This window comes from Bradyrhizobium diazoefficiens, from assembly GCF_016612535.1.
Classification (GTDB): Bacteria; Pseudomonadota; Alphaproteobacteria; order Rhizobiales; family Xanthobacteraceae; genus Bradyrhizobium; species Bradyrhizobium diazoefficiens_C.
The window spans coordinates 2931633-2945859 of the sequence record NZ_JAENXS010000001.1 but is presented as its reverse complement, the minus strand read 5'-3'; the positions used below and the strand labels follow the sequence as shown (position 1 = coordinate 2945859).

Genomic DNA, 14227 nt, shown 5'->3' with positions numbered 1-14227 from the left:
GCTGCAAAGCGTTTTGCGAATTGACCCGGACATGCCGTTCGTGATTTGTTCAAGAAGGGCCCCCACGGCGGGGAGGATGGATGATGGCATTTTCAGTCAGGATATTTGCAGTTGCAGCCGCGCTGGGCGCGTTTGCCGCCCCCGCAGTCGCGCAAAACGCGGCAACGCCGTGGGAGCTCAAGCCGGACAGGGGCTATGCCTATGACAAGGAAGGCAGGACCTTTTCCTACAAGATGGGCACCAGCAATGCCGGCGAGCTGCTGAAGGGCGCCAAGAAAGTGCCCAAGGGCACGCTGTTCTTCATTGGCCAAAACGGTCAGCTCTACATGCGCAGCGGCCAGTATCTGGAAGGCGACGGCAAGTTCAAGTTCGGGGCGGATCAGTAGGGGCTTGAGCTTGTAGGGTAGGTTAGCCGAAGGCGTAACCCACCACTGCCTGTCTCTGCGGGAACGAAGGAGGTGGGTTACGCCGAGCAGATGCGCTTCGCACATCTGCAGGGCTAACCCACCCTGCGGCAGCCCGGCTAAAACGCCGCCGCCAGCTCCCTTGCACCGGCATTGTTGCTGTTCGAGTCCATCCGTGCATCGGTCACCGCGAGCAGCTTCGCCACCGTGTTGTGGCGGATCGCGACCGGGTTGCGCTCATAGCCGCCGCGCTGGAAGAAGTTCGAGGTCGGCACCTGCTCGCGCATCGCTTGCGGCATCGTCACCATGTCGAGGCCGGTGCCGTCGCCGGTGAGGTTCATCATCTCGAGCTCGGCGGCGGTGAGCGGACGGGTGTAGCCCTTGGCGCGGGCGAACATCACAGAGGTCAAGAGCTTGTGGGTTTGCAGCATCGGCCCGATGTCGATGTCGAGCACCATCGCATGCATGGCCCAGCCCTGCGCGGTGTCGCCGATCTTCTCATGCTCCGACCAGGTGTCCGGGACCGACGTCGCATGCGCGACCATGCGCTTGAGCACGGCGAGCTTGAATTCGAGCGATTTCCGCGCCGGGCCTGAGGTCTGCGCCACCTTCCCGCTCAGCGCACGGATGAACTCATGTCCCTGCTCGGCCAGCAGCTCGACGCTGTTGGTGGTGAGCAACTGGTTGTAGCCCATCGCGGTCGAGATCGCGCGCTTGCCGCCATGCTCGATGCCCGCCTGCACATCGTAATTGCCGGTGCCTCCGGTCTCGAACGAATAGACCCGCACCGCCTGCTCGCGCGTGAGCCCGGACGCCAGTGCATAGCGCGCATAGACGCGCTTGAACTCAACCTCGGAGGTCGGCCGCTGCGGCGTAAACTGATAGAGGTCCTGCGCGGCGCGCAGGAGATCGGAGGCCACGGGAAGCGGCTTGCGGGCGGGACGCTCCGGCCTTTCCTCCGGCTCCGGGTTCACCGGCCGCTTCGGCCCGGTATAGACCGGCGGCTGTTCCAGCACGTAATCGTCGAGCGTGATCTGCTGCCCGCTGCGCCGCTTGGCGTTGCGGCCACGCCGCTTCTCCGTGACCTGGCCCCAATAGGCGCCGGCCTCGGCATCGAAGGCGCCGCGGATGGCCTGGTACTCCTGCAGCTTGCGCCGATATTCGAGCACCGCTGGCGATGCGCCTCCGCCCTGCGCAAAAAACTGCGACAAGAGCTGGGCCTTGGCATTGCTGACGGACGGCGACAGCGCGTCAGACTCGCCACCACGCGCGACGGGTGCGAGCAGAATGAGCGCGAGTGGAACCAGCGCCAAATATTTTCGAATCGAATGATGCATGCTGCCCTCTTAGCAGGCATCCGGTAACTGTCACGTTAACGCGCCGTTTACCTCTTTTTTGTCTTTCACTTCCAGGCGAACACCGGCTGTTCCAGATCGGTGATGCGGGTGGGCCGCCCGGCCAGCACCTCGCGAAACTGGTAGATCAACGCCGCCGTCGGCGCGTGGATCAGTCTCATCTGATGATGGAAGCGGATGACGCGACGGGTGCTTTCGGGGATTGCTGTGAAGTCGAAGGCGTCATCGCGCTCGATCGTCGCAAGATCGATGCGATGAACCGAGGCGACCTCGTCCGGGTTCGGTACGATCGCGGCGCTCTCGGCGGCCCAGACCACGACCGGCGTGATCAGATAGCCCGAGCGGGTCGGATAATCGTCGAGCAGGCCGAGCACCGCATTGGCCGGAAGCTTGAGCGCGAGCTCTTCCTCGAGCTCGCGCAGCGCCGCCTCGACCGGCGTCTCGCCGGCATCGCAACGTCCACCCGGCAGCGCCCATTGACCGCGGTGGGAGCGCAGACTCGATGCGCGCTTGGTGAGCAGAAACGCCGTGTCAGCACCGTCATTGGATTCGGTCAACGCGAGCACCACCGCGGCGCGCTTCAGCGCCGACGGGTCGGCCGCCTCGGGCAGTCGCGCGAAGGACGCGCAGGCCTCTGCGATATTCCGCCTGGTGGCATCGTCGAAAGCTCTCATGATGCTTGACTACACCAGGACCGCATCTGATGAAACGTGGAGAGATCAAGTGTTGCAGGGATGGACGGAACGATGACCAGCAAGACCGCCGCAAAGCTCAAGTCAGACGGCTGGACCATCCTGGAGACCACGGGCTTCATGCACTTGGTCGGCCCGTTGTGGGAACGCAAGGTCGACGGCCATTATGAATTCGCACTCGCGACCGAAGACAAGCACCACAACCGCCGCGGCATGGTCCAGGGCGGCGTGATGATGACGTTCGCGGACCGCACTTGCGGCATGACCGCCCGCTACGTCTCCGGCAAGGAATATATGGCGACGGTGCAGCTCGACACCCATTTCGTCGAAGCCGGCAAGATCGGCGACCTCCTGATCTCGCGCCCACGCGTGGTGCGCGCGACGCGCAGCCTGATCTTCATGAGCACGGAGGTGAGCGTGGATGACCGCAGCGTGGTGATGGCCAATGGCGTGTTCAAGATTTTGAAGGGGCCGGAGTAGGCTCCCCAAGCTCGCAATGCCGCGAGGAGCTGGTTATGCTGCCATCCAGCGAAACGTCGAGGAACAGCCCATGCAGTACCGCCCACTCGGCCGCTCCGGCCTGAAGGTCTCGCCGATCTGCCTCGGCACCATGATGTTCGGCGGGCCGACCGATGAGACGGCCTCACAGCGGATCATTGCGAAAGCACACGAGGCTGGCATCAACTTCATCGACACCGCGGACGCCTATTCGAAGGGCGGCTCCGAGGAGGTCGTGGGACGCGCGATCAGCAACAACCGTCACGCCTGGGTGCTCGCGACGAAACTCGCCAATCCCATGAACAATGATACGCGCGATGATCCCAATCGCGTCGGCCTGTCGCGGCGCTGGGTGTTGCAGGCCGCTGATGAAAGCCTGAAGCGGCTCGGCACCGATCACATCGACGTCTACTATCTGCACAAGGAAGACCATGCGACGCCGCTGGAGGAGACGGTGCGCGCGATGGGCGATCTGGTCCGCGCCGGCAAGATCCGCTATTTCGGCGTCTCGAACTACCGCGCCTGGCGCGTCGCCGAGATCTGCAATATCTGCGATCGGCTCGGCATCGACCGGCCCGTGGCGAGTCAGCCCTATTACAACGCGATGAACCGCATGCCCGAGGTCGAGCACTTTCCGGCCTGTGGTTATTACGGCCTCGGCATCGTCGCCTATAGCCCGTTGGCGCGCGGCGTGCTCACCGGCAAGTACAAGCCCGATGCGGCTCCGGAGAAGGAGACGCGCGCCGGCCGCAACGACACCCGCATGATGCAGACCGAATGGCGGCCGGAATCGCTGAATCTCGCGCAGGAGATCAAGAGCCATGCCGAGAACAAGGGCATCACCGCCGGCCAACTCGCGGTCGCCTGGGTGCTCAACTCCGCCTTCGTCTCCTCCGTCATCGCCGGCCCCCGCACGGAGGAGCAGTGGGACGATTACATCCGCGCGCTCGACTATCGCTTCACTGCCGAAGATGAGGCGCTGATTGATCGCCTGGTGACACCGGGCCATCCCTCGACGCCGGGCTACAATGACCCGGCCTATCCGATCGAGGGACGCCGCGCGCGGACCGCGTGAGACCGGGAGACGACGATGCCGCTTGAAGACCGCTACGGACTGCCACTCTCCACCTCTTCGCATGAATCGGCATCCGCCTATCGGGAGGGCGTCGATCTCTTGCTCGCGGGCTGGACCGGCACGGCGGAGGTGCTGGAACGCGCGATTGCCGCCGATCCGGATTTTGCGCTCGCCCATATCGCGCGGGGGCGGCTGCACGCGTTCTACCAGCAGGGCGATCTGGCACGGCAAAAAGCCGCGCTGGCGCGCGAACTCGTGGCGAAGCGCGGCGATGATCGCGAACGCTCGCATGTCGAGACGCTGGCGCTCGCGATCGAGGGCCGGCCGCCCGAGGCACTGGCATCGGCGCTGAAGCACATCGACACATGGCCGCGCGACGCCGTGGTGCTGTCGCTGCCGCTCGGCGCGTTCGGTCTGTTTGCCTTTTCCGGCATGGCCGACCACGACCAGGCGCGGCAGGATCTGTGCGAGCGCGTCGCGCAACATTATGGCGAGGACTGGTGGTTCCTCACGCTCTACGGCTGGGCGATGACCGAGAACGGCAACGTCGCCCGCGGCCGCGCGGTGACCGAGCGCGGCTTCAGTCTGCGGCGGCAGAACGCCCACGCTGCGCACGCGGTGCTGCATGCGATGTTCGAGGACGGCTCGATCGAGGACGCCGATCGTCTCGTCGACGAATGGATTCCAACCTATGACCGCGCCGGAATTTTGCACGGCCATATCCTCTGGCACCAGGCGCTCGGCGCGCTCGAGCATGGCGATGCGGCGCGGGCGCTTGCGATCTATGCCGACGTGCTCCAGCCCTCCGCTACGAAGGCGCCGCCACTCAATATCATCAGCGACAGCGCCTCGCTGCTCTGGCGCCTCTCAGCCTATGGCCATGCCGTGCCAAAGCCGCTCTGGGTCGAGGCCGACGCCACCGCGCAAGAGCTGTTTCCGAAGTCTGGCCTGCCCTTCGCCGACGTCCATATGGCGCTATTTGCGGCCGCGACGCAGGATCGCGACGCCCTCGCCGCACGCCTTGCAATGGTCGAGCAGCGGCTCTCAGACGGCAAGCTGCCGGCCGGCCCCGTGGTGCCGGCGATCTGCCGCGCGCTTGTCGCCTTCGCGGATGAGAATTATGCGGCTTGCGTGCGCGAGCTCGCGCCCGTCCTCACTGAGGTCGTACGCATCGGCGGCAGCCATGCCCAGCGCGAATTGATCGAGGACACCTTCCTCGTCGCCCTGATGCGCAGCGGCGAGCTGCCCCGCGCCCGCAGCCTTCTCGACGCCCGCCTGCACCGCCGGCCGTCCTTGCGCGATACACGCTGGCAGGCGGCGATGGCGTGAGGCAGGATAGACAAAACAAGACCGGAGGACGCCATGACCGAGATCGTTGCGCTGGAGGCCCTGGCTGCGCGCGTCATGCCGGGACAATCGCTGGCCATTCCCGTTGACGGCTCCGGGGTGGCGATGGCGGCGACCGCGGCGCTGCTCGAAACCGGTATCCGTGATCTCAAGCTGATCTGCGTGCCGATTTCGGGCATGCAGGCCGATCTCCTGATCGGCGCCGGCGCGGTCGCCTCGCTCGAAACCAGCGCGGTGTCGCTGGGCGAGGCCGGCGCCGCGCCGCGCTTCACGGCCGGCGTCAAGAGCGGCGCCTTCTCTTTGCGCGACTCTACCTGCCCCGCGATCTATGCCGGTCTGCTCGCTAGCCAAAAGGGCGTGCCGTTCATGCCGATCGCAGGCATCATCGGCAGCGATCTCCTCAATGTGCGGCCCGACTGGCAGGTGATCGACAGTCCGGTCGGCGAGGCGCGCAAGGTGGTCGTGGTGCCCGCGATCTCGCCTGATATCGCACTTTTTCATGCGCCGGAGGCCGACCGCGCCGGCAATGTCCGCATCGGCCGGCATCGCGAGCTCGCCGGCCTCGCTTATGCCTCGAAGCGCACGCTGGTCACCGTGGAACGCATCGTCGACCGCAATCTGCTGGAGACGGAGGATTCCGCGGCCGGCGTATTGCCCTCGCTCTATGTCGATGCCATCGCGGTTGCCGCACGCGGTGCCTGGCCGCTGGCGCTATGGGACGAATATCCAGCCGACGAGGCCGAGATCGCGCGCTATGCGGCGATGGCACGCAGCGAGGAGGGCTTTCGCGCCTATCTCTCGACCTTCCTGACGCATCGCAGGCAGGTGGCCTGATGTCGGCCGAGCGCGAGCGGCGCGAGATCCTGATCGCCACCATTGCCGATCTGCTCGACGGCATCCGCCATGTCGCGGTCGGCGCGTCGTCGCCGATCCCCGCGGCCGGCGCCATGCTGCTGCGCGCCCGCCAGATGCGTGACGGCAAGCCGCCGGTGCGCATCTCGATCCTGGGATCGCAGGCGCACAATTTCTTCACCAATGGCGGCATCGAGCTGTTCGACTGCGCCGCGCAGGGCCGCGTTGATGCCTTCTTCCTCGGCGGCGGCCAGATCGACGGCCAGGGCAACATCAATCTGGTCGGCGCCGGCGACTACCCGCAGACCGGCGTGCGCTGGCCCGGCTCATTCGGCTCGGCCTATCTTTATCATCTCGTTCCACGCGTGATCCTGTTTCGCGAGGAGCATTCGCCGCGCGTGTTCGTGCCCAAGGTCGATTTCGTCAGCGCTTGCGCCATCACGCCGGAGGTCCCGCGCCATGGCGGGCCGCATGCGCTTCTGACCAACATGGCGCTGTTCGACTTCGATCGCGTGGCCGGCGGCTTCGCGCTTCGCTCCGTGCACCCTCCGTTCACACCGGCCGACATCAGGGAGAACACCGGGTTCAACTATCGGGAGCCGGAGGTGGTGCGCGAAACGCCGCGGCCCGAGGCCGCAACGCTGGCACTGCTGCGCGGGCGGGTTTTCGACGAACTTGCCGAGACTTATCCTGCCTTTGCGCGGACCATGAAACAGGCGGCGTGACGGGTCCGCCACGAAAAAAACATCGGTCTGGCCGCAATTGCCTGCTAGGACGGGATTGGGCGATTTGGGGGCGAATCGCCGATGGGTGGCGCGGTGGTATTCCAGACGGGCTTGGTCGAGCAAACGAGATCGCAACCAATTTGCGATTCGATGGTTATAGGATGGAACTCTCGCCCGTCCGTGGCCCCCTGGCACATGAGCCTGACGATGCGCCTCCGCCGACCGGTCCTGGCTGCAATCCTCGTCTCTCTCGCAAGCCCTTGTTTTGCCGAGTCTTCCAGCGCGATCCCTGTCAACAATCCGCCAGCCCGGCTGCATTCCTTCATCGACCTGCTGGCGCTGATGTCCGGTCACTGCAAGACGTTGAAGGTCGCGGGGCGCACCTTCGCCTGCAAGACGGTGGCCTACGCCCATGGCGACAAGGGCCGGGTCAATTTCGCGGTTGCCGTCGACGATCCCGGCGACGAGAACCATGTCGTGTCGTTCTCCGGCGAAAACGGCAAGCGGGCCGACGACAATTCCTACGAGCTGCCGATCGACCGTATGCTGCTCAACTCCAAGGACCGACCCAAGGTCGATGGCCTGCCGGTGCCGGCCGAGCAGACCTCGACCGGCATCTGCCGCCAGACCGGCAATTTCGCCGCCAAGAAGGTGAACGACGTCACCTGCTCCGCAACTGATAGCGAGGGCCGGACCTACGAGCTGCTGTTCGTCTCCGACGGCACGCCGGTGAGCGTGCGCCGGATCCGGCAGTCGTCGCCGTCGATCCAGGATCCGTTCAAGTAACGCCGTCCTCCGCCGTCGTCAGCGTGTATGATCGCAGCCGTGCTTCGGAGCGACACATGACGCGCGATCCACATCCGTAGGACCCGTCCCGAAACGAGGGAAAATCGGCATTGCCTGCCGCCGCATGCGCCTCGCATACTCGTCTCGACAACAAGCCTGAAAGCCACCGTCGATGCCCCATCCCCTCCCCGCCCTCATCGTCGTCGACGTCCAGCGCGCATTCGACGAATGGGAGGCGGCCGGCAAGCGGCGCAACAATCCGGATGCGGTGGCGCGCATCGTTGATCTGCTCGCAGCATTCAGGACGAGCGGCGCGCCGATCTTCCACGTCCGCCACGAAGGCACCAAGCCGAACTCGACGTTCCGCCCCGAGCGCACCGGCTACGCCGTCAAGGAGGAGGCGCGCGAGCACGCCGCCGAGCCCGTGATCGTGAAGCGCGTCAACAGCGCCTTCATCGGCACCGACCTTGAGACGCGCTTGCGCGCAAGCGACATCGCCACGCTCGTAATCTGCGGCGCCACCACCAATCATTGCGTGGAGACGACGACGCGGATGGCCGGCAATCTCGGCTTCGACGCGCGGCTGGTGCGCGACGCGACCTGGACCTTCGACCGTGTCGGCCCCGACGGCGACACGCATTCCGCCGAGTCCATCCACGCGATGACACTGTCGAACCTAAACGGCGAATTCGCCCGCATCGTGACCACGAACGAGGTGATCACCTCGTTCGCAGCGGCGCGACAATAAATCTCAGCCCGATTGCGCGTTGATCGCCTGCGTCGTTTCGACGCCCGCTCTCGCCGGAACGCGAGGGACGCCCATCTGTTGTCACTCGACATCTCAACTGGAGTGATGACATGAAGTATCTCTTTGTCGCGATGGCCGTCGGTGCTGCTGCGCTCACCGCGACCACGGCCAACGCGGCCGGCGGCGGAAAGACCAAGCCGAACGCGCAAATTGGCCAGCCGACCGACATCAGCGCGCAGCAAAGGCACCGGCATCACGGCTATCGTCATCACCACGGGCGCCCTCACTATGGCCGCTACCACCGTCCGCATTATCGCAGCTACGGCTATTACCCGCGACACCAGCGCTATTACGGCGATGGTCCCTACGGCTACTATGGCGGCGGAGGTCCCGGCGTGACGTTCGGCTTCGGCGGCAATCGCTGGTGAGGCCACAGGCCCGCAGCGATGCGGGCCTTCTTTCTCATCCTCGCAAAATCATCCCCGCCGTCTCGAGACCGCTCGCAAGCGCGGCTTCGACCGTGCCCATGTCGCGGCCGCGATAGAGCGCTTCGCCGGAGAACAGCACCGGGCCATCGGGGCGCGCGAGACCCTCCTGCGCCGTCCGTGTCCGCGGCGTCGCCCAGGAATAGGCGCCACGGGCGAACGGATCGTGCGCCCAGTTGGCAGCTTCTGCCGCCACGAGGTCGCGCGCGAGTTCATCGCGTGACAGGCCGAAGATCGTGGCGAGTGAACCGATGCCGGCGTCGATCAGCGCCTGTCGATTGAGTCCCGTCAGCGCTGCGGTGCGCGGCCCGCCGGACCAGCCGGTCAGTACGGCATTCTCAGACGGACGCTGCGTCCACCACACCGGGATCGTCTCGTCCGACAGCAGGAAGGTGAAGTCGGCGAGATCCGCCGTCCTGTCGCGCCACCACGGCCGGCCGAAGCGCAGCAGGATTTTGATGACATTGCCGAAGCCGATGTCGGCGGCGAGCGCGGCCTTCTGCCGCGCAGCTTGCGGCAGCGCGATCTCGTCCAACAACGGTAACGGTACAGTGAGGATCACATGGCTGCATGAGACCACCTCGCCGCTGCTACTCCGGACAGCGACCGCGCCGCCCTCCTCCTCGATCGCCGATACCACGCAATCGAGATGAATCGCGACGCCATGCTTGCGGCATTCGGCCGCCAGAAATGCAATCAACGCACCGTAGCCGCCGACGATACGCCCCTGCGTATGGAAGCCGCCGTCCATCCACTCCTCTCGCAAGGCCAGCGTCGAAGCGTGTTCAGGTTCGGCGGCGTCGTAGCCTTCGACCATCCGTTCGATCGAATGCCGCATCCGCGCATACTCATCGCCGGTAAAGTGCCGGCGCAGGAACTCGGCGACGGTGAGGTCCTCCTTCAGCTCCCTCAGAGCGGCATGCAGCTCGGCCTGATGCGGATCGTCGCGATGCTCGCGCGAGAATCCTATGCCGTCAAAGCTCCATTGCGTGCCCGCGATGGCCTGCAGCGACAGGCCGGATTCGCGCAGCAGGTCGCGCGTGACCGGCGCCTCGCCGTGAACGAACTCGGCGCCGCCATCGGCGGGATAGCCGAACTCCGATGCCGGCAGCGGATGGATGCGCCCGCCGCAGCGGTCACGCGCCTCCAGGATCGTGACACGTTTGCCGGCGCGGGCGAGCTCGCGGGCCGCCATCAGGCCGGACGCGCCTGCGCCGACAATGACGATATGCTCTGACTTGTCCGACATGCAGGCGGCTATGGGTGCTCGGCGTCGTTCTGGATCAGATAACGCAGCAGCAGGACGCCACCGCCGAGCTGTCGCGTGCTCTCCAGCGTCATCGCGGTGAGCGGCGCACGCTTGTCGCCGTCGGCTTCGGTCGAATCGAACACGAAGGGTGCGCCCTTGGCGCCGTCAATCGCGGGGCTGAGGATCAGGTTGAATTCGTCGATCAGGCCGGCGCGGAGAAACGCGCCATTGGCGACGCCGCCCCCCTCCACCAGCAGGCGCTTCACGCCGAGCTCGCGATTGAGGATATCGACCGTCAATGCGAGGTCGATCTCGGACTTTCCGGCAAAGATGTAGGACACGCCCTCGCCGCGCAGGCCAGCCAGATGGGAATCAGGCACGCTCTCGGTCAGCACCACGACGATCGGATCGCCGCCGATATCCGATCGACCCCAGCCGATCTTGCCGTGCGCGTCGAGCACGACTCCGTAAGTTTTGGCATCCTGTCGCGCGAACCAGTTTTTGCGCGGCAATGCCTCCCCCGTGGTCTCGGGATAGGGCTTGCCCTTGGCGAATTCGGAGCCGGTGACGCGGCCGATCACCCAGGCATCGCCGTCGAGCTCGTCATGGATCGTCTCGAACCAGTCGGTGCCGGCACTCTTCGGGCGCCAGCGGCTCGGATGCGTGCGGCCGTCGAGGCTGGAGTGCATCAGGCAGATCACGTAGGGCTTCATGAATACTCTCCGGACTTCGTCTCACGCCGGCCCAGCGCTCGTCTCAGGATCGTTCTTGGTGCGTTCGTTCTTGGCGCGATCGTTCACGATCACCGCCAGCGGATTGAGCTTGGGCGGCGCGACCAGCTTCAGCGTATTGCTGTCGTGACGGTTGAACGGCGCGCCGCGGACGAACAACTCGGTCTGGATCAGATAGCTCCAGCTGCCATCGTCGTTGAAGGTGATGTCGCAGTGGTAAACGTCGGTGCGGAAAGCCTGTTCCAGGAAGTCGGTCGAGCAGATCCCGTACGCCGTGTCGCCGCGCTTGGCCGTGACTGAGATTGTCTTGTCATCCGGCTTGGCCTGGCCTGAGGCCAGCAACACCTGCCCGCGCGGGATCGCCAGCGTCTGCATGATCAGCCCGGTCGCGGGCTCCCACAGCCAGTAACCGACCTGGTCGTGGAAAGTGATGTCCTCCTCGGGCGTGTTGATGTGGATGTGATAGCGCAGACCATAAAATAGCTGCGGCCCGTTGGCCTGCGGATCGATCGAGTCCATGCGGATGTGCTCGATGAAGGTCCGCCGCTCCGGCCCCTCGGCCTTCGGATTGATATCGATGCCCTTGTCCGCCTGCCAGGTGCCGGCGAGCCGACGGAGCGGCCCGAGATTGGCGAGGCTGTCGGGCGAGACGTCCTCGGGTTCGGTGAAGATGTCGACGGGAATGGGGAGCATGGGAGAGTCTCGAAGGATTTGCGGGGCACGGCCATGGCGGGCCGCGAGACCATCTTAGACCATCGCATTGTGGCGCGTCGCTCAAATTTGGCGCCAGGGTTTGCCCTATCGGGCGCGCCTGCCTTCGAATGCGGATGCCGATGACGGCGCCGAGCGCGGCGCCATCATGTTGCTGGTGAACGCCGACATCGCGCGTCAATGCCAATCGAAGTTGCATTGAAAAATCCTGCAACTCGACACCGGTTGCATACGCGGCGGCGCATCTGCAACAGTTTTAGTCAGACCGCGCGCAGATCGTGTGCCAGCACGGGCGCGAGATCTCATCCGCGTAAAATCATCGCAGCCACCCGAGTGCTCGTGTTCGGCATTCCCATTGCGTCGCGGACTCACGGTGCTAAGACCTACCAGTGAGACTTGCCTCATGGACCGTGATACCCGCCGGCGGCGGGTGCTGCGGTTCCCAAGTGACTTTCAAGTGACGATTTTTCAAGTGAGTGATTCGGAATGCAGCAGGCTTCGGTCGAAAGGTTCTCAGACCTCATCGGCGATATCTATGATTGTGTGATCGCACCTGAACGCTGGACCGAAGTTCTTGACGGGATATGCGCGGAGTTCGGATTTGCCACCGGCGGTTGCCAGCCTCACCAACATGAAGGCCGTCGTCAATGCGGTCTCCGGTTCCGACCTGATCCAGATGACACAGAACGCGATCGGCTATGGGCCCGACATCATCGAGCTCTGGGGCGGCGCCGAGCGTATCCAGCACTATCCGCTCGGGGAACCCATCGTTCAATCCCAGGCCGTCAGACGAGAGATCATTTCCGGCAATCGATATTATCGCGAATGGGCCCTGCCCAAGGGCCTGTTCGACGCCGTTGCCGTCGGCCTCGTGCGCGACAGGACGATGGTTGGAAATGCGATCTTCAGCCAGCATGAGTCCGCCGGACCCATCGACGATGCGCAGCTTCGTGGATTGCGCTTGCTCGCGCCGCACATTCGCCGCGCCGTGACGATCAGTAATCTGTTCGACATGGCGACGGTGGAAGCCGCGACGTTTTCCGCGACCGTGGAGACATTGACGGTCGGTGTCGTCCTGGTGGACGAGGATTCGAAGATCGTTCACGCCAATGCCGCAGCCACCGCGATGCTGGCAGACGGCGATCCGGTTCTGATGCGACACGGCCGCATCGCGGTTCAGTCCGCGGCGACGACCACCACGTTGCAATCGGCCATTGCACAGGCCGCGCAGGACGAGGCGGCGCTCGGCCAAAAAGGCATCGGCATCCCGATCCTTCGCCCGAGCAGTGATCCACTCGTCATCCACGTTCTACCGCTGCGACGCGGCCACATGCGCGCCGGGCTGATCCAGCGCGCTGCCGCCGCTCTGTTCGTGGCGTCAGCCTCCGGGCCACCGCAGATGTCTCACGTTGCTCTCAACCAGCTCTACGATTTGACGCCAGCCGAGATTCGGATCTTCGAGCTCATCTGCGAAGGACATACACGCGATGCGATCTCGGGCCTGCTCGGCGTGTCCGTCGCCACCGTGAAGAGCCATCTGCTCCATGTGTTCGAGAAGACGGGTTGCCGCCGCCAGGTCGACCTGGTCCGACTTGCGAAGTCGCTGACGTTTCCGGTGTGAGGGCGGATCATTGGGTGACGATGCGCGACATATCGCGGCTCACCGTTTCGTCTTGTGGATCACCATCCTGCCCTGTGAAGCAATGCCGCCCCATTTGGCGGACCAGCTGACTTCCGCAGCAGAGGATCGCGCGATGCCCGTCTGATCCCACGCCCCCTGCAGCGTAAACAGGGCGCCTTGGGGATCGACGCATCGCACGATCCAGCAATCGTCGGGCAGCTCGATCGGTCCCTGGAGAACCCGCCCTCCACCGGCGTTGACGCGACTGGCCGCCGCGCCGACGTCGTCGACATTGAAATAATGCAGCCAGCACGCCTGCGACACGCTCGGAAGCTTGGTGAGCATGCCGCCGATCGTCTGCCCGGCGACGGAAAACAATTCGTACACGCTTGCCGGATCGGTTCCAGGCTGTTGCCAGCCCAGAAGCTCGCCGTAAAACGGAAAGACCCTGCGCCGGTCTTCCGCCAGCAATTCGTGCCAGCCGACGCGCCCGGGCTGGTCCGATCCGCCCGGTTGCGACCGGCCATATGTCAGGCCGGTGACCAGCGCAAAAATGGCGCCTTGCGGATCGGCGACCACCGCAATGCGGCCGATGTTGCTGTCGGTCGGCGAGACCAGGATGGCGCCGCCAAGCCGGCCGATCCGAGCGACCGTCGCATCCATGTCATCGACGCCGACGTAGCCGAGCCATCTCGGCATTGCCCCCATGCGAACGCCCTCTTCGGGAAGATTCATGAGACCGACGACCGGAGCGTTGCCTGCAATCAGCAGCGTGTAGGCCAGCTCCGGGCTCGACACATCTTTCACGGCCCAGCCGACGACATCGGCGTAAAAGGCAGCGGCCGACGGCATATCCGTCGTCAGAAGCTCGTACCAAACGAAGCGTCCGGGTTGATCGACCAAACTAGCTTCCCCGTTCGCGCGGGCAGACGATTGCGCACTGCATCA

General features: G+C 64.8%; 16 protein-coding genes. 10 read left to right on the top strand and 6 right to left on the bottom strand.

The window, feature by feature from the left end:
• The first annotated feature begins 83 nt into the window (after window positions 1-83).
• On the top strand, window positions 84-386 hold the full coding sequence (locus tag JJE66_RS13955) for a hypothetical protein (RefSeq protein WP_200515359.1): 303 nt from the start codon (window positions 84-86) through the stop codon (window positions 384-386).
• A gap of 137 nt (window positions 387-523) precedes the next feature.
• Here JJE66_RS13955 and JJE66_RS13950 read toward each other — a convergent pair whose 3' ends face one another.
• Together JJE66_RS13950 and JJE66_RS13945 are read right to left on the bottom strand one after the other, a co-directional pair.
• The gene (locus JJE66_RS13950; RefSeq protein ID WP_200514815.1) at window positions 524-1741 is read right to left on the bottom strand and encodes a hypothetical protein; all 1218 of its coding nucleotides are present in this window, start codon (window positions 1739-1741) and stop codon (window positions 524-526) included.
• A gap of 65 nt (window positions 1742-1806) precedes the next feature.
• Window positions 1807-2436, bottom strand: a complete 630-nt coding sequence (locus JJE66_RS13945) for an NUDIX hydrolase (RefSeq protein ID WP_409362833.1) — start codon at window positions 2434-2436, stop codon at window positions 1807-1809.
• Between the two features lie 69 nt (window positions 2437-2505).
• Between JJE66_RS13945 and JJE66_RS13940 the strand changes: the two genes are divergently transcribed.
• The 8 genes from JJE66_RS13940 (at window position 2506) to JJE66_RS13905 (ending at window position 8910) form a co-directional block, all read left to right on the top strand.
• Window positions 2506-2931 (top strand): PaaI family thioesterase, encoded by a 426-nt coding sequence (locus JJE66_RS13940; protein ID WP_200514813.1) that lies wholly within the window; start codon window positions 2506-2508, stop codon window positions 2929-2931.
• Window positions 2932-3001: 70 nt separating this feature from the next.
• Window positions 3002-4024 carry an aldo/keto reductase gene (locus JJE66_RS13935; protein WP_200514812.1) on the top strand — a complete coding sequence of 341 codons (1023 nt, stop codon included), beginning with the start codon at window positions 3002-3004 and terminating at the stop codon, window positions 4022-4024.
• A gap of 15 nt (window positions 4025-4039) precedes the next feature.
• A complete protein-coding gene (locus JJE66_RS13930; protein ID WP_200514811.1) occupies window positions 4040-5353 on the top strand; it encodes a tetratricopeptide repeat protein in 1314 nt (437 codons plus the stop codon).
• A 33-nt stretch (window positions 5354-5386) separates the two neighbouring features.
• Window positions 5387-6205, top strand: a complete 819-nt coding sequence (locus tag JJE66_RS13925) for a CoA transferase subunit A (protein WP_200514810.1) — start codon at window positions 5387-5389, stop codon at window positions 6203-6205.
• Window positions 6205-6948: a CoA transferase gene (locus tag JJE66_RS13920; protein ID WP_200514809.1), complete on the top strand. Its 744-nt coding sequence runs from the start codon at window positions 6205-6207 to the stop codon at window positions 6946-6948. Before JJE66_RS13925 ends, JJE66_RS13920 begins: the two co-directional genes overlap by 1 nt.
• 207 nt (window positions 6949-7155) lie before the next feature.
• Window positions 7156-7734 (top strand): hypothetical protein, encoded by a 579-nt coding sequence (locus JJE66_RS13915; protein WP_200514808.1) that lies wholly within the window; start codon window positions 7156-7158, stop codon window positions 7732-7734.
• 172 nt (window positions 7735-7906) lie between these two features.
• The gene (locus JJE66_RS13910) at window positions 7907-8482 is read left to right on the top strand and encodes a cysteine hydrolase family protein (protein ID WP_200514807.1); all 576 of its coding nucleotides are present in this window, start codon (window positions 7907-7909) and stop codon (window positions 8480-8482) included.
• A 110-nt stretch (window positions 8483-8592) separates the two neighbouring features.
• Complete coding sequence (locus JJE66_RS13905; RefSeq protein ID WP_200514806.1) at window positions 8593-8910, top strand: hypothetical protein; 318 nt, start codon at window positions 8593-8595, stop codon at window positions 8908-8910.
• A 34-nt stretch (window positions 8911-8944) separates the two neighbouring features.
• Here the strand turns inward: JJE66_RS13905 and JJE66_RS13900 are convergent, their stop codons facing one another.
• From JJE66_RS13900 to JJE66_RS13890, 3 genes are read right to left on the bottom strand one after another with little or no spacing between them, the layout of a single operon-like run.
• A complete protein-coding gene (locus JJE66_RS13900) occupies window positions 8945-10216 on the bottom strand; it encodes an NAD(P)/FAD-dependent oxidoreductase (RefSeq protein WP_200514805.1) in 1272 nt (423 codons plus the stop codon).
• Window positions 10217-10224: 8 nt separating this feature from the next.
• Entirely contained in the window at window positions 10225-10929 is a 705-nt protein-coding gene (locus JJE66_RS13895; RefSeq protein ID WP_200514804.1) for a RibD family protein, read from the bottom strand.
• A 21-nt stretch (window positions 10930-10950) separates the two neighbouring features.
• The gene (locus JJE66_RS13890) at window positions 10951-11640 is read right to left on the bottom strand and encodes an FABP family protein (protein ID WP_200514803.1); all 690 of its coding nucleotides are present in this window, start codon (window positions 11638-11640) and stop codon (window positions 10951-10953) included.
• Between the two features lie 619 nt (window positions 11641-12259).
• Between JJE66_RS13890 and JJE66_RS13885 the strand changes: the two genes are divergently transcribed.
• On the top strand, window positions 12260-13279 hold the full coding sequence (locus JJE66_RS13885; protein WP_246756186.1) for a helix-turn-helix transcriptional regulator: 1020 nt from the start codon (window positions 12260-12262) through the stop codon (window positions 13277-13279).
• 39 nt (window positions 13280-13318) lie between these two features.
• Here the strand turns inward: JJE66_RS13885 and JJE66_RS13880 are convergent, their stop codons facing one another.
• Window positions 13319-14182, bottom strand: coding sequence for a VOC family protein (locus tag JJE66_RS13880; protein ID WP_246756184.1), 864 nt, complete (start codon window positions 14180-14182; stop codon window positions 13319-13321).
• Between the last annotated feature and the right edge of the window lie 45 nt (window positions 14183-14227).